The organism is Pseudomonas songnenensis, from assembly GCF_003696315.1.
Taxonomy (GTDB): domain Bacteria; phylum Pseudomonadota; class Gammaproteobacteria; order Pseudomonadales; family Pseudomonadaceae; genus Stutzerimonas; species Stutzerimonas songnenensis.
On the sequence record NZ_RFFN01000001.1, the window covers coordinates 705,200 to 723,010 of the forward strand.

The 17,811-nt window shown below is 64.9% G+C and carries 18 protein-coding genes and 1 pseudogene; 9 read left to right on the forward strand and 10 right to left on the reverse strand.

Annotation, left to right across the window (positions count from 1 at the left end):
- Window positions 1-86: 86 nt before the first annotated feature.
- Complete coding sequence (locus tag EA798_RS03210; RefSeq protein ID WP_122098028.1) at window positions 87-1,076, reverse strand: GlxA family transcriptional regulator; 990 nt, start codon at window positions 1,074-1,076, stop codon at window positions 87-89.
- Between the two features lie 158 nt (window positions 1,077-1,234).
- On the reverse strand, window positions 1,235-2,041 hold the full coding sequence (locus EA798_RS03215) for a helix-turn-helix transcriptional regulator (protein ID WP_122098029.1): 807 nt from the start codon (window positions 2,039-2,041) through the stop codon (window positions 1,235-1,237).
- Window positions 2,042-2,135: 94 nt separating this feature from the next.
- Between EA798_RS03215 and EA798_RS03220 the strand changes: the two genes are divergently transcribed.
- Complete coding sequence (locus tag EA798_RS03220; RefSeq protein ID WP_019405316.1) at window positions 2,136-2,594, forward strand: carboxymuconolactone decarboxylase family protein; 459 nt, start codon at window positions 2,136-2,138, stop codon at window positions 2,592-2,594.
- Window positions 2,595-2,636: 42 nt separating this feature from the next.
- Here EA798_RS03220 and EA798_RS03225 read toward each other — a convergent pair whose 3' ends face one another.
- From EA798_RS03225 to EA798_RS03235, 3 genes are all read right to left on the reverse strand, one after another.
- Entirely contained in the window at window positions 2,637-3,095 is a 459-nt protein-coding gene (locus EA798_RS03225) for a hypothetical protein (protein ID WP_122098030.1), read from the reverse strand.
- A 126-nt stretch (window positions 3,096-3,221) separates the two neighbouring features.
- Window positions 3,222-3,614: an SMU1112c/YaeR family gloxylase I-like metalloprotein gene (gene gloA2, locus EA798_RS03230; RefSeq protein WP_122098031.1), complete on the reverse strand. Its 393-nt coding sequence runs from the start codon at window positions 3,612-3,614 to the stop codon at window positions 3,222-3,224.
- Window positions 3,615-3,883: 269 nt separating this feature from the next.
- A complete protein-coding gene (locus EA798_RS03235) occupies window positions 3,884-4,198 on the reverse strand; it encodes a carboxymuconolactone decarboxylase family protein (protein ID WP_122098032.1) in 315 nt (104 codons plus the stop codon).
- 227 nt (window positions 4,199-4,425) lie between these two features.
- Between EA798_RS03235 and EA798_RS20735 the strand changes: the two are divergent.
- Window positions 4,426-4,704 (forward strand): annotated as a pseudogene (locus EA798_RS20735) (tyrosine-type recombinase/integrase); the annotation flags it as partial.
- Between the two features lie 100 nt (window positions 4,705-4,804).
- Here the strand turns inward: EA798_RS20735 and EA798_RS03245 are convergent.
- The 3 genes from EA798_RS03245 to EA798_RS03255 form a co-directional block, all read right to left on the reverse strand.
- On the reverse strand, window positions 4,805-6,103 hold the full coding sequence (locus tag EA798_RS03245; RefSeq protein ID WP_122098033.1) for a PQQ-dependent sugar dehydrogenase: 1,299 nt from the start codon (window positions 6,101-6,103) through the stop codon (window positions 4,805-4,807).
- Window positions 6,100-6,549 carry a DUF2231 domain-containing protein gene (locus tag EA798_RS03250; RefSeq protein ID WP_167462872.1) on the reverse strand — a complete coding sequence of 150 codons (450 nt, stop codon included), beginning with the start codon at window positions 6,547-6,549 and terminating at the stop codon, window positions 6,100-6,102. The genes EA798_RS03245 and EA798_RS03250 overlap by 4 nt, the downstream gene beginning before the upstream one ends.
- Before the next feature lie 242 nt (window positions 6,550-6,791).
- The gene (locus EA798_RS03255; RefSeq protein WP_122098034.1) at window positions 6,792-8,348 is read right to left on the reverse strand and encodes a sensor domain-containing diguanylate cyclase; all 1,557 of its coding nucleotides are present in this window, start codon (window positions 8,346-8,348) and stop codon (window positions 6,792-6,794) included.
- 419 nt (window positions 8,349-8,767) lie between these two features.
- Between EA798_RS03255 and EA798_RS03260 the strand changes: the two genes are divergently transcribed.
- The 6 genes from EA798_RS03260 to EA798_RS03285 are packed head-to-tail and all read left to right on the forward strand — an operon-like array spanning window position 8,768 to window position 14,914.
- Entirely contained in the window at window positions 8,768-9,778 is a 1,011-nt protein-coding gene (locus EA798_RS03260) for an isopenicillin N synthase family dioxygenase (protein WP_122098035.1), read from the forward strand.
- On the forward strand, window positions 9,775-10,161 hold the full coding sequence (locus EA798_RS03265; RefSeq protein WP_122098036.1) for a VOC family protein: 387 nt from the start codon (window positions 9,775-9,777) through the stop codon (window positions 10,159-10,161). Before EA798_RS03260 ends, EA798_RS03265 begins: the two co-directional genes overlap by 4 nt.
- 26 nt (window positions 10,162-10,187) lie before the next feature.
- On the forward strand, window positions 10,188-11,285 hold the full coding sequence (locus EA798_RS03270) for a BMP family ABC transporter substrate-binding protein (protein ID WP_122098037.1): 1,098 nt from the start codon (window positions 10,188-10,190) through the stop codon (window positions 11,283-11,285).
- Entirely contained in the window at window positions 11,282-12,859 is a 1,578-nt protein-coding gene (locus tag EA798_RS03275) for an ABC transporter ATP-binding protein (RefSeq protein ID WP_122098038.1), read from the forward strand. The genes EA798_RS03270 and EA798_RS03275 overlap by 4 nt, the downstream gene beginning before the upstream one ends.
- A complete protein-coding gene (locus EA798_RS03280) occupies window positions 12,852-13,988 on the forward strand; it encodes an ABC transporter permease (RefSeq protein ID WP_122098039.1) in 1,137 nt (378 codons plus the stop codon). The genes EA798_RS03275 and EA798_RS03280 overlap by 8 nt, the downstream gene beginning before the upstream one ends.
- A complete protein-coding gene (locus EA798_RS03285; protein WP_122098040.1) occupies window positions 13,988-14,914 on the forward strand; it encodes an ABC transporter permease in 927 nt (308 codons plus the stop codon). Before EA798_RS03280 ends, EA798_RS03285 begins: the two co-directional genes overlap by 1 nt.
- A 12-nt stretch (window positions 14,915-14,926) precedes the next feature.
- On the opposite strand, the gene EA798_RS03290 is transcribed toward EA798_RS03285, so the two are convergent.
- Window positions 14,927-15,325, reverse strand: coding sequence for a hypothetical protein (locus tag EA798_RS03290; protein ID WP_122098041.1), 399 nt, complete (start codon window positions 15,323-15,325; stop codon window positions 14,927-14,929).
- A 217-nt stretch (window positions 15,326-15,542) separates the two neighbouring features.
- On the opposite strand from EA798_RS03290, the gene EA798_RS03295 reads away from it, so the two are divergent.
- Complete coding sequence (locus EA798_RS03295; protein WP_106157629.1) at window positions 15,543-16,943, forward strand: diguanylate cyclase; 1,401 nt, start codon at window positions 15,543-15,545, stop codon at window positions 16,941-16,943.
- On the opposite strand, the gene EA798_RS03300 is transcribed toward EA798_RS03295, so the two are convergent.
- The gene (locus EA798_RS03300; RefSeq protein WP_106157630.1) at window positions 16,940-17,767 is read right to left on the reverse strand and encodes an NYN domain-containing protein; all 828 of its coding nucleotides are present in this window, start codon (window positions 17,765-17,767) and stop codon (window positions 16,940-16,942) included. The genes EA798_RS03295 and EA798_RS03300 overlap by 4 nt on opposite strands.
- Between the last annotated feature and the right edge of the window lie 44 nt (window positions 17,768-17,811).

Genomic DNA, 17,811 nt, shown 5'->3' on the forward strand with positions numbered 1-17,811 from the left:
GAGCGGCTCCTTTAGGGTGGCGAGCGGGCACAGCGCTGCCTGGCCAGATGCCGAGCGGGCTGGGAACGGTGAATGAGGTCGGTTGGTCAGCCGAAGCGCTGGTAGAAGTCCCGCGGGCTGACCGACAGGTGCTTCTGGAAGCTGCGCCGGAGATTTTCCGGATGGCCGAAGCCGGTCAGCCGCGCCACCGTCGCGATCGAGGCCTGGGCGTCGAGCAGCAGATTGCGGGCGGCTTCCAGGCGCACCCGTTCGATGTACTGGCCCGGGCCCATGCCGGTTTCCTGGCTGAACAGGCGACAGAGGGTGCGTGGGGTCATATGCGCCTGGGCGGCCAGCGCCTCGATGGACAGGTCGTCGCCCAGATGCCCTGGAATCCATTCCAGCAGCACGGCGAGGCGCGCCACGTTGCCGCTCGGCGCCGCCAGCATCGGGCTGAATTGGGTCTGCCCGCCGGGCCGGCGCAGGAACATCACCAGCCGCTGGGCGACTGCCAGCGCCAGTGCGCGGCCGAGATCGGCTTCCACCAGGGCCAGCGCCAGGTCGATGCCGGCGGTGACGCCCGCGGAGCTGAACAGGTGCGACGCCTGCGGATCGGTCGGGTCGTAGGTGTGCAACCGGTCGCCCTGCACGTCGATGGTCGGGTACTCGCTCAGCGCCGCGAGGTCTGCCCAGTGCGTGGTCGCCTTGCGCCCGTCGAACAGCCCTGCCTCGGCCAGGATCAGCGCGCCGGAACAGACCGAGCCGAGGCGCCGCACCCAGGGTTCGGCGGCGCGCAGCCAGGCGAGCAGCCGTTGGTCGCGCTTCTGCGCATCCACACCGGCGCCGCCCGGGATTAGCAAGGTGTCCAGCATGGCCGGATCGCACTCGGCCCAGCCCATGTCCGCCATCAGCTTCAGCCCCGCCGAGGTGGCGACTGGCCCGCTGCTCGCAGCGAGCAGCATCAACTCGTAATGCCGCGGCAGACCCTGGCGCTGCCGCTCGACGTTGGCCGAGGCGAACACCTGCATCGGGCCGGTGACGTCCAGGCTCATCACATCCGGGTAGATCAGGCAGGCGACGGTGCGGGTGGCGTCCATGGTGCAGCTCTCAGGGTGGATGGCTGCAGTCTGCTGCCGAGACGCCGCTGTCGCAATGACAAGGTTCCCACGGATCTTGCCAGCATCGCGCCATGCGAACCTGCGGTCATGCGCGATCTGCAACGCGAAAGTCGACTTTGTGGATGGCGGCCTGCGCTTCAGGCGCCGCTGCGCTTGATCCGCAAGCGATACTGCCCCGGCGTCATGCCGACCACGGTCTTGAAGTCGTGGATCAAGTGCGCCTGGTCGCTGTAGCCGCAGGCCAGGGCGGTGTCCAGCAGTGCCTCTCCGGCGCGCAATTCCCTGCGCACCAGGGCCACGCGCTGGATGCGGCTGAACTGTTTGGGTGTCAGCCCCACCTGATGGCGGAACAGGCGTTCCAGCTGGCGCTGGCCGAGCGGTACGCTCTGCAGCAGATCGGCCAGCCGCGCCCGGCCTTCGCTGGCCGCGATCCGGTTGAGCAGCTGCTGCACCGGGTTGCGGCGTGCCTGGATCTCCTCGAGCCGGCGGAGCAATTCGAGTTCGACTACGGCCTGCTGCGCGTCCCGCTCCAGCTCGGCCAGCCGATCGACCAGATGCGCCAGGCCCAGCCGGGTCCAGTCGGCCTCCTGAAATCCGTGAAGCTCATCGAGGCCGATGCCGAATACCGCAGCGCCCATGCCTGGGCGAAAACGCACCCCCATCAGCCTGACCTGCCCGGCCAGCTGCAGGCGGGTGCTGGCCAGCTGCGGGCCCGCGATCAGCGCCCGCGGCCCGCGTAGCGTGCCATCGAAACTCAGCGGATCGGCGAAGTTGAAGATCACGCCACTGCCGCCGTCCGGGTGCAGCAGCTGTTCGTCGTAGACCTGCGAACCGTCACCTTCCATCCACCAGAAACGCTGCACGTACGCCGCCAACGCCGGGCTCGGCGGGCGGGCAACGAAGCCCTGCAGGCAGGGCATACGTTCGTGCAGGGACTGGGTCATGGCAAGCGCCGTAGGAGGATGTCGAAAATCTACAATAGCGCAGCGCGGCGGCTGCGTAGCCTGGGTTGCACATTCAAACCGAGGAGTGACCACCATGCGCATGAATTACCAGGCCGCCGCCCCCGACGTGATGACGGCCATGATCGGGCTGGAAACCTACCTGGCACGGCAGAGCCGCCGCGAGGATGGCGTCGACAAGCCGCTGATGGAGCTGGTCAAGATCCGCGTCTCGCAGATCAACGGGTGCGCCTATTGCCTCGACATGCACACCAAGGACGCCCGTGCCCTGGGCGAAACCGAGCAGCGCATCTATGCCCTGAGTGCCTGGCGCGAAACCCCGTTCTTCAGCGACCGCGAGCGTGCCGCGCTGGCCTGGGCCGAGGCCAACACCCTGTTGCCCCAGGGCGTGTCGCAGCAGCTGTTCGAGGAGGTGCGCGAGCAGTTTTCCGAAGCCCAGCTCGCCAACCTGACGCTGGCCATCGCCACCATCAACGCCTGGAACCGCTTCGGCGTCTCCTTCGCACCGGTGCCGGGCAGTTACCAGCCGGACTGATGCATGGCGTGCCGCCTGGTCTGCTGGCCGGGCGGCTCCGGTTCAGGGCTGCAATTCCTGGTTGCCCATCGCACAGAAGCTCTGAGCCTGCCGCGCCGCCGGCAGCGCGCGCAGCTGGGTCATGCACTGCGCCTGGCTGGGCGTACGCACCACCCTGAGCTCGGCGTTGTCGTTCACGCCAATCAGGTGCGGCTTGTTGTAGCGCGGGCCGTCGTGCCAGCTGCTGAAGCGCTGCTCGCTGTAGCCGCATTGGTAGCGGATATGGCCGGAGAATCCCTTGAAGCGGTCGCGGCGGAAGATGTGCCGGTACAGGAGCCAGTCACGCTTGCTCTGCCCGTCGCGCACGGCGTCGAGGCAGCCCTGCAGCTCGGTGATCTGCGGCTCATGAAGGAAAATGCTCTGCGCCAGGCTGGAGCCGTCCAGCTGCACCGTGGCCACCAGATAGACCTGTCGCTCGGCCGCCTGTGCCGATAGCGCCAGGGACAACCCCAGCGCCAACATCCCTGTTCTGCTCAATCCGCATGCTCCTGACCAGCGATTTCTTCGAGGCGGCACCCTAGCCGAGGACGGCCTGAGGAAACAAGGTGATCTCGCTTCCAGCTCCGCCAGGATGGGCCGGCTGCCGAACTAGCGCGATGCCTTTTCGTACAGCTCCAGCGGCAGGCCGTCCGGATCGGCAAAGAAGGTAAAGCGGCGGCCCGTGTATTCGTCGACCCGGATCGGCTCCACGGCCACGCCCTTCGCCTCCAGTGCAGCCTTGCAGGCGGCGACGTCGTCCACCGCGAACGCCAGATGCCGCAACCCCTGCGCCTCGGGCCGCGAGGGGCGCAGCGGTGCATCGGGAAAGGAGAACAGCTCGATCTGACCACCACCCGGCAGCGCCAGGTCGAGCTTGTAGGACTGCCGTGATTCGCGGTAATGCTCGCCGATCACGCTGAGGCCCAGCACCTCGATATAGAAGCGCTTCGACACGGCATAGTCGGAGCAGATGATTGCGGCATGGTGGATCGAGTGGAGCATGTAACGGCCTGCTGTTGCGATTAGATCAACACGGGTTGCGTCGCGGGTGCTATGAACATGACGACGCAGGGCCTAGGGTAGCGCGTCGGATTCTGCTTTCAGGCTTGGTGTTTGGTTAGGCCTCGCCAGCTGCCCTGCGCTCCTCAACGAGCTCACGTATGGAGGGCGGCATCGGGCGACACCCACACGCTTCTGCATGGGCAATGTGCCAATCAATGCGCTGCTGGACAGTTGCGTTCCGTGGCATGGGGTTCATCTCATGCCACGCCTTATTTGTTTTGCCCATCGTACGCCTCCACAGCAGCAAGGAAGCTGGCAATAACAACCGAGCCAGCGGCAGGCAGGCCGATAAGGACAGCACTCAATACTTCCTGTCTCGACGCACCATGCGACTTTGCTGAAAGCACATGAAATGGAATGCCAGAGGTATTCCCGGTCGCTCCCAGCACGGCGATGTACGCTAGTTCCTTGGTCTTCTTGTCCAGAGCGCTAGCAGTATCAAGAGCTGCTGCTGCTTGCATCCAAGCCTTGGCATGGGCCGGAGCCTCTTGCATGAATAATGCGAATTCTTTTGACACGCTCATGAGGGTTCCTATGGACCTAACGTTTGGTTAAGGGGCGGGCTTTAGCCGGTCCCGAGTGAGCGAAGCGAGCGACTTGAACCATTTGTTAGGGCTAATACGGAGCATAGTTTTGAAGCTCTTTTATTCGCTGCTTGGCGCGCTCTTCCTTGCAGGCTAGATAGATGCTGTTGCGAATAGTGCTCGATCTATGCATTTCGTACTGAGCAGCACAGTCGGCCTCAGGTCTTTCCGTCGACCCTCGCAGCCAAGCGGTACGTCGGCCTCATTTCGATGAGAAGCGTATACAGCGCGCATTCAAGCGTGCGCTCAACGCGTCCGGCATAGCCAAACCTGCGACGTCTTATACATTGCGCCACAGCTTCGCTACGCATCTGCTGGAAAGCGGGCAGGACATACGCACGGTGCAGGAGTTGCTGGGGCACGCGGACGTCAAAACGACGATGATTTACACCCATGTGCTCAACCGTGGCGGGTTAGCGGTGCTGAGTCCGCTCGATCGTATGTGACCTTCTATTTGCTGACGTGAGCACGGGCGCTGCAGGCTAACGGCACCGTCGCAGGCAACGATCATGCAGATCGTAGTCTGCGGCGGCGTTCAGTAGAGCCTTACTGGCTACGCGTCACTCGCCACACCACATTGGCCAGGTCATCGGCGACGATCAGCGCGCCACTCGGGTCTACGGTTACGCCGACCGGGCGACCGCGGGTCTTGCCGTCGTCGGTGCGAAAGCCGGTGGCGAAGTCGATTGGCTCGCCTGCGGGACGGCCGTCGCGGAAGGGCACGAAGATCACCTTGTAGCCGACCGGCTCCTTGCGGTTCCAGCTGCCGTGTTCGCCGATGAAGACGCCGTCAGCGAAGCGCTCGCCCATCACGTCGGATGAAAAATCCAGGCCCAGTGCGGCGACGTGCGAGCCCAGGGCGTAGTCCGGCGTGATGCTGGCGGCCACCTTGTCCGGGTCCTGCGGGCGCACGCGATCATCGACGTTCTGCCCCCAGTAGGCGTAGGGCCAGCCGTAGAAGCCGCCTTCCTTAACCGATGTCAGGTAGTCCGGCACCAGGTCTTCGCCCAGTTCGTCGCGTTCGTTGACCACCGTCCACAGCTGGCCGGTTTCCGGCTGTATCGCCATTGCGGTGGGGTTGCGCAGGCCGGTGGCGTAGGGCTTGTAGGCGCCGGTTTCGGCGTTGACCTGCCAGACCATGGCGCGGTCGACCTCGGCTTCCATACCACGCTCGGTGATGTTGCTGTTGGAGCCGATGCCGACATACAGGTACTGGCCATCGGGGCTGATGGTCAGCGCCTTGGTCCAGTGGTGATTGATCTCGGACGGCAGGTCCGCAACCTTGGTCGGTGCGCCGCTCGCCTCGGTCTGGCCATCCTGATAATCGAAGCGAACGAGTTCGTCCTGGTTGGCGACATATAGATTGCCGTCGTGGAAGGCCAGCCCATACGGCGCGTTGAGGTCTTCGGCGAACACCGTTTGCAACTCGTAGGTGCCGTCGCCATCCGCGTCGCGCAGCAGGGTCAGGCGATTGCCGCTTTCTACCGAGGTGTTGCCCTTGGCCTTGAGGTAGCCGGCGATGACGTCCTTGGGCTTGAGCTTGGCTGCATTACCGCCGCGGCCCTCCGCCACGAGGATGTCGCCGTTGGGCAGCACCAGGGTCTGGCGGGGGATCTTCAGATCGGTGGCAATTGCCGTCACGCTGAAACCGTCCGGCACGGTGGGTACCTGATCGCCCCAGGGGGTTGGCTCGGCGATCTTCATGCTGGGCAGCAGGCCGCGTTCCGGCTCGGGCAGCTTGGGGTTCGTCCCGTAGTGCTGGGCGGAGTCCTGCTCGCCACCGCATGCGCTCAGCAGTACGGCCATGGCCAGGGCGGTTAGTGCGCTTGAGCTTGGATGCTTCATGCCTCACCTCCGTCGCGCAGGTTGCTCAGCCCGATCCAGGTCGCGGCGCAGGCCAGCACCGTGACGATCACCGATAGCACCAGGCCCAGCGGCATCGTCGCCCAGGCGTCCTTGGCGTGCTCCAGCGCGTTGATGAAGCCCAGCAGCCAGGTCGCCAACAACAGGATGAAGTAGGCCAGCGGTCGTCCTTTGCGGTGCCGTGCGCGGATTAGGTTCACCACGGCAAACAGCAGCGCCAGACCGCAGAACACCAGCCCGCCGGCGATCAGCCAGGCGGCAAAATTGCTCCATTGAATCTCGTAAGTCTTGAAGTAGGCGATGTCGCTGAGCATGGCGCCTAGGAACAGCGGGACGGTCCCGGCGAGCAACGTCCCATGCAACGGGTTGGGGACATGGCGGGAGATGCTATGGGTGGTGGTTTGGGTGCGGTGGGTGATAACGGTCACGTGGATATCCTCATCGCTTGGAGGCCTGACCTCATGCTCAGCGCGGATGCGCTGGCGGCCGGGATCGCTCTGGCTGTGCTTTAAAGGGGATCGTGACGGCGCGGGGTTAGTTCACTGCCGATGGACAGTCGGGGCGCTCATTGCGGCGGGAATGAGTTGATCCTGGCGCGCCCTGGCACAGACGAGAAGGGCGCTGGAGCGTTCGATGGCCGCTGACCTGCTGTCGCTGCAAGCATGCGCCGTCAGGCATCGCCGCTGCAAAGTGCGACGTTCTCACGGCCGTGTTGTTTGACCTGGTACATGGCGCGGTCCGCTGCGGTCAGCAGTTCGTCGAGGTTCTCGCCATCGGCGGGGCACATGGCGATGCCGATGCTGCACGATACCCGCTGCTCGCCGGCGTCGGTCGCGATGGGCAGGCTGACCGCCTCGAGCAGCTTGTGCCCAGCGGCTTCGGCGTCCGCAGCACTGGTCATATCCCTGACCAGCACGACGAACTCGTCACCGCCGTAGCGTGCCGCGGTGTCATACAAGCGGATCACCTGGCGCATCTGCTCGGCAACGCCGATCAACACCTGGTCGCCCACCTCGTGGCCGAAGCGATCGTTGATGTGCTTGAAGCGATCAAGGTCGACAACCATCACGGCAAAGGGCGTTCCGTGCCGCTGCAGGTACGCGTAGGCCTCGGCGAAGCGGTCCGCCAGTAGCTGGCGGTTGGGCAGCTGGGTAAGGACGTCGTGCGTCGCCAGGTAGGTGGAACGCTGATACTCGCGCTCTGCCATCGCGATGGCCCGGTAGTGACGCACCAGCACAGCCGGTAGCAGCCCCAGTGCGGCAATGAGAATCAGCAGGACGGCCAGCGTTTCGCGAGTCAGTACATCGGCCAGATGCAGCTGCCGTTCGATCAGCAACGTGGTCGGCTGCGAGCTGCTGCCGATGTCGACCCGCGCTGCCAGGCGTGGCAGCAACAGGCGATCCAGCATGCCGGCCGGTACGGGGGTGGTCGCGAACAGCAGACTCGATGCAGCGACGCCGCTATCGAGAAACGCCTCGATGCGCAGCTGCCGATCCCTGTCAGTGGCAAGCACAGTTTCCTGCAATGCGTCGGTTCTCATCAGCAGCAGGGCAACCATGCTGCTACCGAAGAAGTTGGGGCCGGCGCTCGGGCGAGGTGTTTCGGGGCGACTGACCGCCTGGAGCAGGATGTAGGCCTCGCCCCCTTCGTACAGGGCGAATACCGGCGAGGCGACCGGTGCCGTGGTTTGCCGGCTCCGGGCCAGCGCCTGGGACAGATGGCCGACCGTCTCCAGGCGGACACCATAGATGGTGTTCGCCTGCACGAGCTTCGGATACATGAACAGCACCGGCCAGGTTTCGCTCAATGGCGGCTGTACCGCCGCCGGCTGTAGCGCCGAGCTGGGAAAGTCCTTGAGTCGGAAGTCGGCGCGCCAGCTGAGACGTAGCAGCTCCTCGAACGCGTATTGCTCGGCCAGGGGAACGCCGCGGGCAACCTCCAGCATGTAGACCTGTGGGTATGCGGTGACAACGGCCTCGGCATAGCGCGCGGCGGCAGCCTCGTCGCTTTGATCGACCGCTTGTAGAAAGGCCGAGAAGCCTGCCAGGACCGCTTCGTTGGTATCGAGCTTGTAGCGTAACGCAGCGGAGATGTGCTGCACCTGCTGAGCGAAGCGGCCATCCCAGCGCTGAATTTCGGACACGAACAGCAGCTGAGCGGAGACGCCGGCCAGCAGCAAGTACAACAGGATGAAGGCTGCAAAGGAGCGCCGGCGTTTGGTCAGCATCGATTACTTCTCTTCCCGACGACTTACGCACGGGTTCTTTGGCCTGCCCCTTACGCCTGGTTGCACCAGGCCACCGGTGCGGACGTGTAAGTCCTGACGACGCTTCATCCGCAGGTGCTTGCCAAGCTAGCAAAACGCCATCGAGGGGTCTAGCGCGGCGAGCGAAGTGCTATCAGGCACGTTTTTCGTGCCACCACGCACAAACCAAGTGCTCCGAAGCGGACCGTTTGATCCGTTTTGCCCTCGCTAAAACGCCAAGTTACTGATCCATAAGCAAATCGATCCAGTGGCACGCTTTCTGCTCTCTCCTCCCTGTCGCCCGGCGTGCACGCGGGCGGCGGCGTCACGCATACAGAGAAGCGCCCGCGCCATCGGCGACGCGCTCGTTACCCGCCTTGCGTCAGAGGAGTGCGTCACCCATGACTCTGCAATACGTTCCCATCATCGACCTGGCGCCATATTTCGCCGGTACGCCGGAGGGCAAGCTGCAAGTCGCCCGTGCCGTGGACCAGGCCTGTCGCGACATCGGCTTTCTGGTCATCACCAACCATCAGATTCCTACCGAATTGGTCGAGCGGGTGTCGCGGCTAACACGGCAGTTCTTCGCCTTGCCGCTGGCCGAGAAGCGCAAGGTCGACCGGCCCAGCCCGGACATGGTGCGCGGCTACAGCGCGGTGGCCGAGGAGAGCCTGTCCTATTCGCTCGAAGAGGCGGCCCCGGGTGACCTGAAGGAGTCCTTTTCCATCGGCCCCAGCGACGTACCGGACGAGCCCTACTACCGCTGCACCGCCGCCGGCCCGCATTTCGCACCGAACGTCTGGCCGAGCGGCATCGCGGGCTTCGAGCAGGCCTATCGCGAGTACTTCGCCGCCATGAGCACGCTGGCGCAGTCGCTGATGCGCATCTTCGCCCTGGCGCTTGAACTGCCGGAGACGTTCTTCGACGACAAGATCGATAAGCACATCAGCATGTTCCGCAGCCTCAGCTACCCGGACCTGAAGGGCGCGGTGGAGCCGGGGCAGATGCGCGCCGGTGCCCACACCGATTACGGCAGCCTGACCATCGTCAAGCCGGACAACGCTTTGGGCGGCTTGCAGGCGCGCAACCGCCAGGGCGAGTGGGTGGACGTGCCCTACGTGGAGGGCGGCTTCGCCGTGAACATCGGCGACCTGATGATGCAGTGGACCAATGATCAGTGGATTTCCACGCTGCACCGAGTGGTCAACCCGCCGGCCGAAAGCCCCGCGGACAACGGTCGCCAGTCGCTGGTGTTCTTCCACCAACCCAACTACGACGCCTTGATCGAATGCCTGCCGGGCTGCTGCAGCGCGACCAATCCGCCACGTCACGCGCCAGTCACCTCCGGCGACAACCTGCTCTCCAAGTTCGTCAGGCAGACCACCTTCGGCAAAGGCCTGGAGGTCGCATGAGCACGCTGTCCTACGTCAACGTCTTCGCCCGGGACATCGAGGCGCTGAGCGGCTTCTACCGCGAGCTGTTCGGCTTCAGGAACATCCCCGAGATCGCCTCGCCGATCTTTCGCGGGCTGGATACCGGCAAGAGCTGCATCGGCTTCAACGCGCCGCAAGCCTACGAGCTGCTGCAGCTGGACGCATTCGCCGACGCCCGCGGCTGCAAGTTCCTGCTGAACATCGACGTCGATTCGAAAGACGAGGTCGAGCGGCTGGTGCCCATCGCCGTCGCCATGGGCGCGCGGCTGATCAAGGCGCCCTACGAGACCTATTACCACTGGTATCAGGCGGTACTGCTGGACCCGGAAGACAACGTGTTTCGCATCAACCACATGCTTTGACGTGCCAACCCTCAGGAAGACCCAAAATGCTCAAACAGATGAAACGGACCTTGTGTGCGGCGGTGGCTTTCGGCCTGGCGACCACCCTTGGCGTCGCCTCGGCGCAGGAAGGGCTGACCCTCGATAAACCGGCGAAGATCGCCATGCTCTACATCAGCCCGCGCAATGACGGTGGCTGGACCCAGGCCTTCGACGAGGCGCGGCAGAAGCTCGAAGCCGAGCTGGATACCAAGATCCAGTACGTCGAAAGCGTGCCGGAGAACGCCTCCTCGATCCGCCCTGCGGTGGACCGGCTGATCCAGCGCGGCGCCAACGTCATCATCGGCACCGCCTTCGGCTATTCCGACACCTTCAAGGAGCTGGCCGCCAAGTATCCGGACGTGGCCTTCCTCAACGGCTCGGGCACTACCAACAGCGCCAACCTCGAATCCTTCTACGGCCGTACCTACGAGAGCCAGTACCTGTGCGGCATGGCTGCCGGCGCGGCGTCGAAGACCGGCAAGCTCGGCTTCGTCGCGGCCAACCCCTTCGGACAGGTGAACTGGACGGTCAACGCCTTCGCCCTCGGCGCCCAGGCGATCAACCCCGACGCCACCGTCACCGTGGTCTACACCGGCGCCTGGAACGATCCGGTCAAGGAGCGCGCCGCGGCGATGGCGCTGATCGATGCCGGCGCCGACGTGCTCGGCCAGCACGTCGACAGCCCGACGCCGCAGATCGTCGCCCAGGAGCGCGGCGTGCACGGCACCGGGCACCATCGCGACATGCGCGAATTTGCCCCGGACGCCACCGTCTGTTCCTCGGTTTGGGTCTGGGACAGATTCCTCGCGCCGGAGCTGAAGAAGATCAGCGCCGGCAACTGGACGCCACCGGAGAACGGCGCGCTGCTGTCCATGGCCGAGGGCGGCACCGACGCGGCCTGCTGCGGCCCGGCGGTTTCCGAAGCGGACAAAGCGAAGATCATGGCCACCCGCGAGCAGCTGCTAAAAGGCGAGAAGCAGATCTACGCCGGCCCGATGCTCGACCGTGACGGCACCGAGCGCATCGCCGCCGGTGAGGTGATGGCTGATCCCGCGCTGTGGCAGATGGACTGGTTCGTCAAGGGAGTGACCACCCAGCAATGAGCAACCTCAACGCGATCCAGCTTTCCGGGGTCAGCAAGTCGTTCGACGGCTTCATGGCCCTGTCCCAGGCGGACTTTACCGCCAGGTGGGGCGAGGTCCATGCGCTGCTCGGCGAGAACGGCGCGGGTAAGTCGTCGCTGATGAACATCGCCGCCGGCCTCTACGCACCGGAGAGCGGATCGCTGTTGATCAACGACAATGCGGTGCGGCTCAGCGGCCCGCGGGATGCCAGCCGCTACCACATCGGCATGGTTCATCAGCACTTCAAGCTGGTGAAGCCCTTCACCGTGGCCGAGAACATCCAGCTGGCGCTGCCCGAGGGGCCGGGCAACCACGCCTTCTCGGGCAGCCATCGCCAGCGCCTGGCGGCTTTGGAGCAGCGGATCAGCGACAAGGCGGCCGAACTGGGTTTCAGCATCGACCCGCGCAAGATCACCGAGTCGCTTTCGGTGGCCGAGCAGCAGCGGGTGGAGATTCTCAAGGTGCTGCTGGCCGGCGCGCGCATCCTGATCCTCGACGAGCCGACGGCGGTACTGACCGACGGGGAAGCCGAACGCCTGCTGGAAACGGTGCGCGCCTTTGCCCGCCAGGGCGCGGCGGTGATCCTGGTCACCCACAAGATGAGTGATGTGAAGCGCTTCGCCGACCGCGTCACCGTGATGCGGGGCGGTCGTACCATCCAGACCCTCGACCCGCAGACGGTCTCGGTGCCCGAGCTGGTGCGCCTCACCGTGGGTGAGTCGGCGCCGGCCAGCGAGTACCAGCCGGCGATACCGGGCGAGGTGCGACTGCAGGTGCGCAATCTCAGATCGAAGGGGGCGAGCGGTCATGGCGCGCTCAATGGTGTGACGCTGAACCTGCGCGCCGGCGAGATCTACGGCATCGCCGGCGTCGGCGGCAACGGCCAGAGCGAACTGGCCAACGTGCTGATGGGGCTGCCCGAGCCCTGCGATGGCACGCTGGAGCTGACCGGCTTCGGCGATCTGCGCCGGGCCAGCGCCGAGCAACGCCGCGAGCTGCGCATCGCCGCAATCCCGGCGGATCGCTACGGCGCCGCGCTGGCGGGAGAGCTTTCGGTGGCCGAGAACTTCGGTGTCGGCCAGGTCCATAGCGGCCGCTACGGTTCCTTCTTCCGATTGCGCCGCAAGCGTCTGGAGGCGGAGGCTGCCGAGGCAGTCGCGGGTTTCGATGTGCAGGGCGTTCGCTCGCTGAAACAGAAGGCCGCGCTGCTTTCCGGCGGTAACGCGCAGAAGCTGGTGATCGCCCGGGAGTTTTCCCGCGACCCGCAGCTGGTCCTGGTACACAGCCCCAGCCGCGGCCTCGACGTGCGCGCCACCGCCGCGGTGCATGCCCGCCTGTACGCCGCCCGCGAGGCCGGCGCGGCGGTGCTGGTGATCAGCGAAGACCTCGATGAGGTGCTGGCCCTGGCCGATCGCATCGGCGTGATGAGCGGCGGACGCATCGTCGCCGAATTCGACCGGCCAGCGGATCGCCAGGCCATCGGCAGCGCCATGGTCAGCCACGACGAACAGGACCACGCAGAACCAGTAGCTGAAGGGGCCAGCCATGAATGAACAGGTACGCCCGGTGATGCTCGAGCAGGCCGCGCAGGCGGCGAAGCGCCCGAAACAGCCGCTGCTGTCGCGCTGTTACGCTCTGGAGATCCGCCAGCAACTGGCCTGGCATTGGCAGGCTGTGATCATCGGCCTCGCGCTGTTGCTGGGGCTGGGCGTTTCCGCCGCGATTCTCGTCGCCGCTGGCGTACCGGCCGGCGAGCTGCTCAATGAGTTCGTCATCCTGACGGTGTTCGATGCGCAGAGCCTGAAAGCGGTCTTGTTTCAGGCTTCGCCGATGATCCTTGTCGGCCTGGCCGGTTGCATGGCGTTTCGCGCCAAGTTCTGGAACCTGGGCCTCGAGGGGCAGATGATCTGGGGCGCCATCGGTGCCACGGCGATCTCGCTGTTCGAGGTCGGCCCGCCGGCGCTGCGCCTGCCGCTGATGCTGGCGGCGGCCATTTTCTGCGGCCTGCTCTGGGCGCTGGCGCCGGTGGTGCTCAAGCTGCGGCTTAAGGTCAACGAGATCATCTCGACGCTGATGCTCAACTACCTGGCGATCAACTTCCTGCTGCACCTTTTGTACGGAAGCTGGAAGGACCCGAAAAGCTCGTTTCCCTATTCGCCGCAGTTCCAGACGTTCGAGCGCTTGCCCGAACTGTTCGATGGCATCAGCGCGGCGGTGCCGCTGGCGGTGGTCGTCGCGCTGCTGGCGCTGTGGTTTCTCGGCATCTCCCGCGCCGGGCTGTACCTGCGCTTTGTCGATGCCAACCCGCGGGTGGCCGGCGCGGTCGGCGTGCCGGTGCAGAAGATGATCATCGGCACGGTGCTGATTTCCGGCGCCATGGCCGGGATCGCCGGGTTTCTGGTCACGGCGGGGCAGGAGGGGCGGCTGACCCAGTCGTTCTATCAGGGCTATGGCTTCTCCGGCATCCTCATCGCCTTTCTCGCCCGCAACAACCCGGTGGCGGCACTGGTGGTGGCGCTGCTGATGGCGATGTTGTTCGTCGCCGGGCGCAGCCTGCAGGTGTTCTACCAGATCCCCTTTTCCATGGTGCAGCTGATCCAGGCGATCCTGGTGATCTGCGTCGCCTCCTCGGATTTCTTTATCCGCCACCGCATCCGCCGCGTTCAGGGAGGCGAAAGCTGATGGACATGATCGCCAACTGGCTCGGCAACACGCCTGACTTCGCCGTGCCTTTCGCCCTCGCGGCGCTGGGCTTGATCCTCACCGAACGTGCCGGCGTGCTGGCCCTCGGTGCCGAGGGCCTGATGCTGGTCGGTGCGCTGGCCGCCATCGGCGCGCAGCTGGCCTATGGCAGCCACGGCGTTTCGCTGCTGTTGGCGATGGGGGCGGCGGCCGTGGTGTCGCTGCTGTTCGCGCTGATGGTGCTGGTGCTGCGCATCAACCAGGTCATCGCCGGCCTGGCGCTGGTGTTCTTCTGTCAGGGGCTGACCGGCTTGCTCGGCACGTTGCTGGAGTGGACCAACAAGCCGGTCAAGGGGCTGGCTGCCGTCGAGCTCTGGCCGCTGTCCGAGCTGCCACTGCTGGGCAAGCTCTTCGTGCAGAACCCGCTGGTGTTCATGACGCCGCTGATCGTGCTCGCCGTGGTCTGGTTTCTCACCCGCACCACCACGGGCCTGCGCCTGCGCGCGGTGGGGGAAAACCCGCAGGCGGCGGATGCCGCGGGCATTTCCGTGCTCGGCTATCGGCTGGCAGCGATTCTCGTCGGTGCCGCGCTGATCGGTCTGGCAGGAGGCTATATCTCGCTGCTCAGCACCAAGCTGTGGATCGCCGACATGACCGGCGGCCGCGGCTGGATCGCCGTGGCGCTGGTGATCTTTGCCCGCTGGTCACCCTGGAAGGCGCTGGCCGGAGCGCTGCTGTTCGGCTGCATCGAGGCGCTGATTCCGCAGCTGGCCGCCGCTGGCGTGCGCCTGCCGCAGTACTTCGTGCTGATGACGCCCTACGCGGTGACGCTGGCGGTGATGATCTGGGTTGCCAGCGGCAGGCACGCCACCGGCAACCAGCCGGGCGCGCTGGGCATTCCCTTTATCCGCGAGGAGCGCCGCTGAAAGCCTTACGGCTTACTGCGCCTGGTTCTGGTTCTGGTTCTGGCTCTGGTCGCTGGAACGGCAGGTGATCTCTGCGTAGGGCTCGTCGGGCGAATAGTCGCCTGGCACGCGTTCGGTACGCTGGGTATTTGGCGCGACGGTAAACACCGGCGAGGCCGAGGTATCCGAGCGCGCTTCGGCCGGCACGTGGAATTCGCAGGATATCTGGCCGCCGGTACGGTTCATCACCTTCACCGCGCGCACCCCTAGCAGTTCGCCCTCGACGCCTTCGGACTTGGCCGGCACGCCCATGGGGCTGACCTCGACATCCAAGCCGTTGAGGTGGGTGATGATCTCTGGCTGCGGCGTCTGCGCCAGCGCTGCCGGCACGCAAATCGCCAGGCCGCAGGCGAGTAGTAGCTGTTTGCTCATGGAAACCTCCATTGATCGGTCCCCTTTAGAAGAGCGCATCCGCCCTCGGTTCGATCGTTGCGCCAAGGAATGATTGCAAATGATTTTCTAGCGTCAAAAAACCGTTTGGCACGATATGTGATAGCTCATTGCCATGACTTTCCTTGCCGTGGCATTAGCGTCGTGTTGAACTGTATCCGTCGCCAATGTTACGTGCGCTCTCCCGAGGGTGGCTGAAGTGACTAGGTATCTGCTTCTGGCGTTGCTGGCGTTTGCAGGCGGTGCAGCGGCAACGGCTGATGTGGCGCTCGATCTCGACGCGGCCGAACGCGAATGGCTGGCGGCCAATCGTTCGGTCAGCATCTGCGTCGATCCCGACTGGCTGCCGTTCGAAATGCTCAATGCGCGTGGCGAGCACGAGGGAATCGCGGCCGATCTGCTGCGGCTCGTTGCGCAGCGGTCAGGCCTGCAACTGGATATCGTGCCGACCAGTGACTGGGGCCAGTCGGTCGCCTTTTCCCAGGCTGGTCGATGCCAGCTGCTCAGCTTTCTCAACCAGACGCCCGTGCGCGATGCCTGGCTGATCTTCACCCAGCCGCTGTTCACCGACGCCAACGTGGTGATTGCACGGGAAGACCACCCATACGTGGCTGATCTGTCCGCTCTGGAGAATGCAACGGTGGCGCTGCCGTCCGGCACGTTCATCGAGGAAAGCGTGCGGCGCGACTTTCCCCGGTTGCGCGTCATCAGCACCGAGACGGATGCCATGGCACTGGCGCTGGTAAACGAGCGCAAGGCCGACCTGACGGTGCGCTCGCTGACCGTGGCCGCCTACACCATTCGCCGCGAAGGCTGGTTCAACCTGAAGATCGCCGGGCAAGTGGCCAGCCTCGACAACCAGTTTCGGATCGGTGTGCTAAAGAGCGAGCCGGTGCTGCGCGATATCCTGAACAAGGCGATTGCCACCATCACACCGGCAGAGTTGCATCAGATCGCCAACCGCCATGCACCCATCCTCGTCGAGTCCGGTACCGACTACCGGTTGCTCATGCAGGTGGTGGTTGTTTTCTCGGCGATGCTGCTGACGAGTTTGTTCTGGATCAGGCGCCTGCGCCGGCTCAACGATCAGCTGCGCATCAAGTCGCAGACCGACTCGCTTACCGGGCTGGCCAACCGCGCGGCGCTGGATCGGCGCTTCGCCACGGCGCTGGAGCAGGCGCGGCGCTATCGCCGACCGTTGTCGATCGTCATGCTGGATATCGATCACTTCAAGCGCATCAATGACGACTTCGGCCACCAGATGGGTGACCGCGTGCTTCGGGAGTTCGCCGCGCTGCTGGACGACTGCCTGCGCGGCAGCGATGCGGTGGGGCGTTGGGGCGGTGAGGAGTTTCTGATTCTCTGCCCGGAAACCAGCGGCCCGCAGGCGGTGCAGTTCGCCGAACGTCTGTGTGAGCAGGCACGGGCATTTCCTTTCGCCACCGGCGTCAGTCAGACCCTCAGCGCCGGTGTCGCCGAGCTGAGCCCGAGCGACACGCCGGACAGCCTGCTGCGCCGCGCCGACGCCGCGCTGTACCGGGCCAAGCGTGAAGGCCGCGACCGCGTCTGCTGGCTGGCGGCCGACGCGCAGCCGAGCTAGTGCTTGCCGGGCTTGCGCAGCCGTACGTAGAGATCCTTGCCGCCGGTGGCGCTGCTGCCACGGGACTCCAGGTCGAAACGCCTGGGCTGGTTGGCGATCAGCTCGCTGAGCTTCTTGCAGCCATATAGTCGCGGATCGAAGGCGGGGCGCAGCTTGCTGATGTTCTGTCCGAGCGTGCCCAGCTGGATCCAGTCATCTTCTTCGGACAGGTCGTCGAGCACCTTGGCGATGAAGTCCACCGGTACCTGCTGGCATTTGATGGCATCGCCCTTGTCGTTGGTACGCGCCGGCTTGCTGCCTGCTTCCTCGACCTGAGCCGCCGCGGCAAGTTTCTCCGGCGACGGCGCTTCGACGGCTTTCGGCGCATCGGCACGCAGGATCTCGGTGTAGATGAACTTGTCGCAGGCCGAGACGAACGGCGAGGGCGTTTTCTGTTCGCCGAAGCCGTACACCGTCAGGCCTTCCTCACGGATGCGCGCGGCCAGGCGGGTGAAGTCGCTGTCACTGGAAACCAGGCAGAAACCGTCGAAGCGTCGGGTGTAGAGCAGGTCCATGGCATCGATGATCAGCGAGCTGTCGGTGGCGTTCTTGCCTGAGGTGTAGGCGAACTGCTGGATCGGCTGGATGGAATAGTCGAGCAGCACCTTCTTCCAGCTGCCCAGGTTGGGCTTGGTCCAGTCGCCATAGATGCGTTTGACGCTGGCGACGCCATACTTGGCGATCTCCTCGAACAGCCCCTCGACGATGGCGGCGGGTGCGTTGTCGGCGTCAATCAGAACCGCGAGGTGCTTCTGCTTGTTCGAACTGCTGGGCTTGCTGGCCATGGTTCTTCCCTGGACTTGAGATCGCCCGACCATAACGCCGACAA

Coding starts and splice junctions, on each gene's coding strand:
- EA798_RS03210 (WP_122098028.1), bottom strand. CDS start 1,076: ATGGACGCCACCCGCACCGTCGCCTGCCTGATCTACCCGGATGTGATG.
- EA798_RS03215 (WP_122098029.1), bottom strand. CDS start 2,041: ATGACCCAGTCCCTGCACGAACGTATGCCCTGCCTGCAGGGCTTCGTT.
- EA798_RS03220 (WP_019405316.1), top strand. CDS start 2,136: ATGCGCATGAATTACCAGGCCGCCGCCCCCGACGTGATGACGGCCATG.
- EA798_RS03225 (WP_122098030.1), bottom strand. CDS start 3,095: ATGTTGGCGCTGGGGTTGTCCCTGGCGCTATCGGCACAGGCGGCCGAG.
- gloA2 (WP_122098031.1), bottom strand. CDS start 3,614: ATGCTCCACTCGATCCACCATGCCGCAATCATCTGCTCCGACTATGCC.
- EA798_RS03235 (WP_122098032.1), bottom strand. CDS start 4,198: ATGAGCGTGTCAAAAGAATTCGCATTATTCATGCAAGAGGCTCCGGCC.
- EA798_RS03245 (WP_122098033.1), bottom strand. CDS start 6,103: ATGAAGCATCCAAGCTCAAGCGCACTAACCGCCCTGGCCATGGCCGTA.
- EA798_RS03255 (WP_122098034.1), bottom strand. CDS start 8,348: ATGCTGACCAAACGCCGGCGCTCCTTTGCAGCCTTCATCCTGTTGTAC.
- EA798_RS03260 (WP_122098035.1), top strand. CDS start 8,768: ATGACTCTGCAATACGTTCCCATCATCGACCTGGCGCCATATTTCGCC.
- EA798_RS03265 (WP_122098036.1), top strand. CDS start 9,775: ATGAGCACGCTGTCCTACGTCAACGTCTTCGCCCGGGACATCGAGGCG.
- EA798_RS03270 (WP_122098037.1), top strand. CDS start 10,188: ATGCTCAAACAGATGAAACGGACCTTGTGTGCGGCGGTGGCTTTCGGC.
- EA798_RS03275 (WP_122098038.1), top strand. CDS start 11,282: ATGAGCAACCTCAACGCGATCCAGCTTTCCGGGGTCAGCAAGTCGTTC.
- EA798_RS03280 (WP_122098039.1), top strand. CDS start 12,852: ATGAATGAACAGGTACGCCCGGTGATGCTCGAGCAGGCCGCGCAGGCG.
- EA798_RS03285 (WP_122098040.1), top strand. CDS start 13,988: ATGGACATGATCGCCAACTGGCTCGGCAACACGCCTGACTTCGCCGTG.
- EA798_RS03290 (WP_122098041.1), bottom strand. CDS start 15,325: ATGAGCAAACAGCTACTACTCGCCTGCGGCCTGGCGATTTGCGTGCCG.
- EA798_RS03300 (WP_106157630.1), bottom strand. CDS start 17,767: ATGGCCAGCAAGCCCAGCAGTTCGAACAAGCAGAAGCACCTCGCGGTT.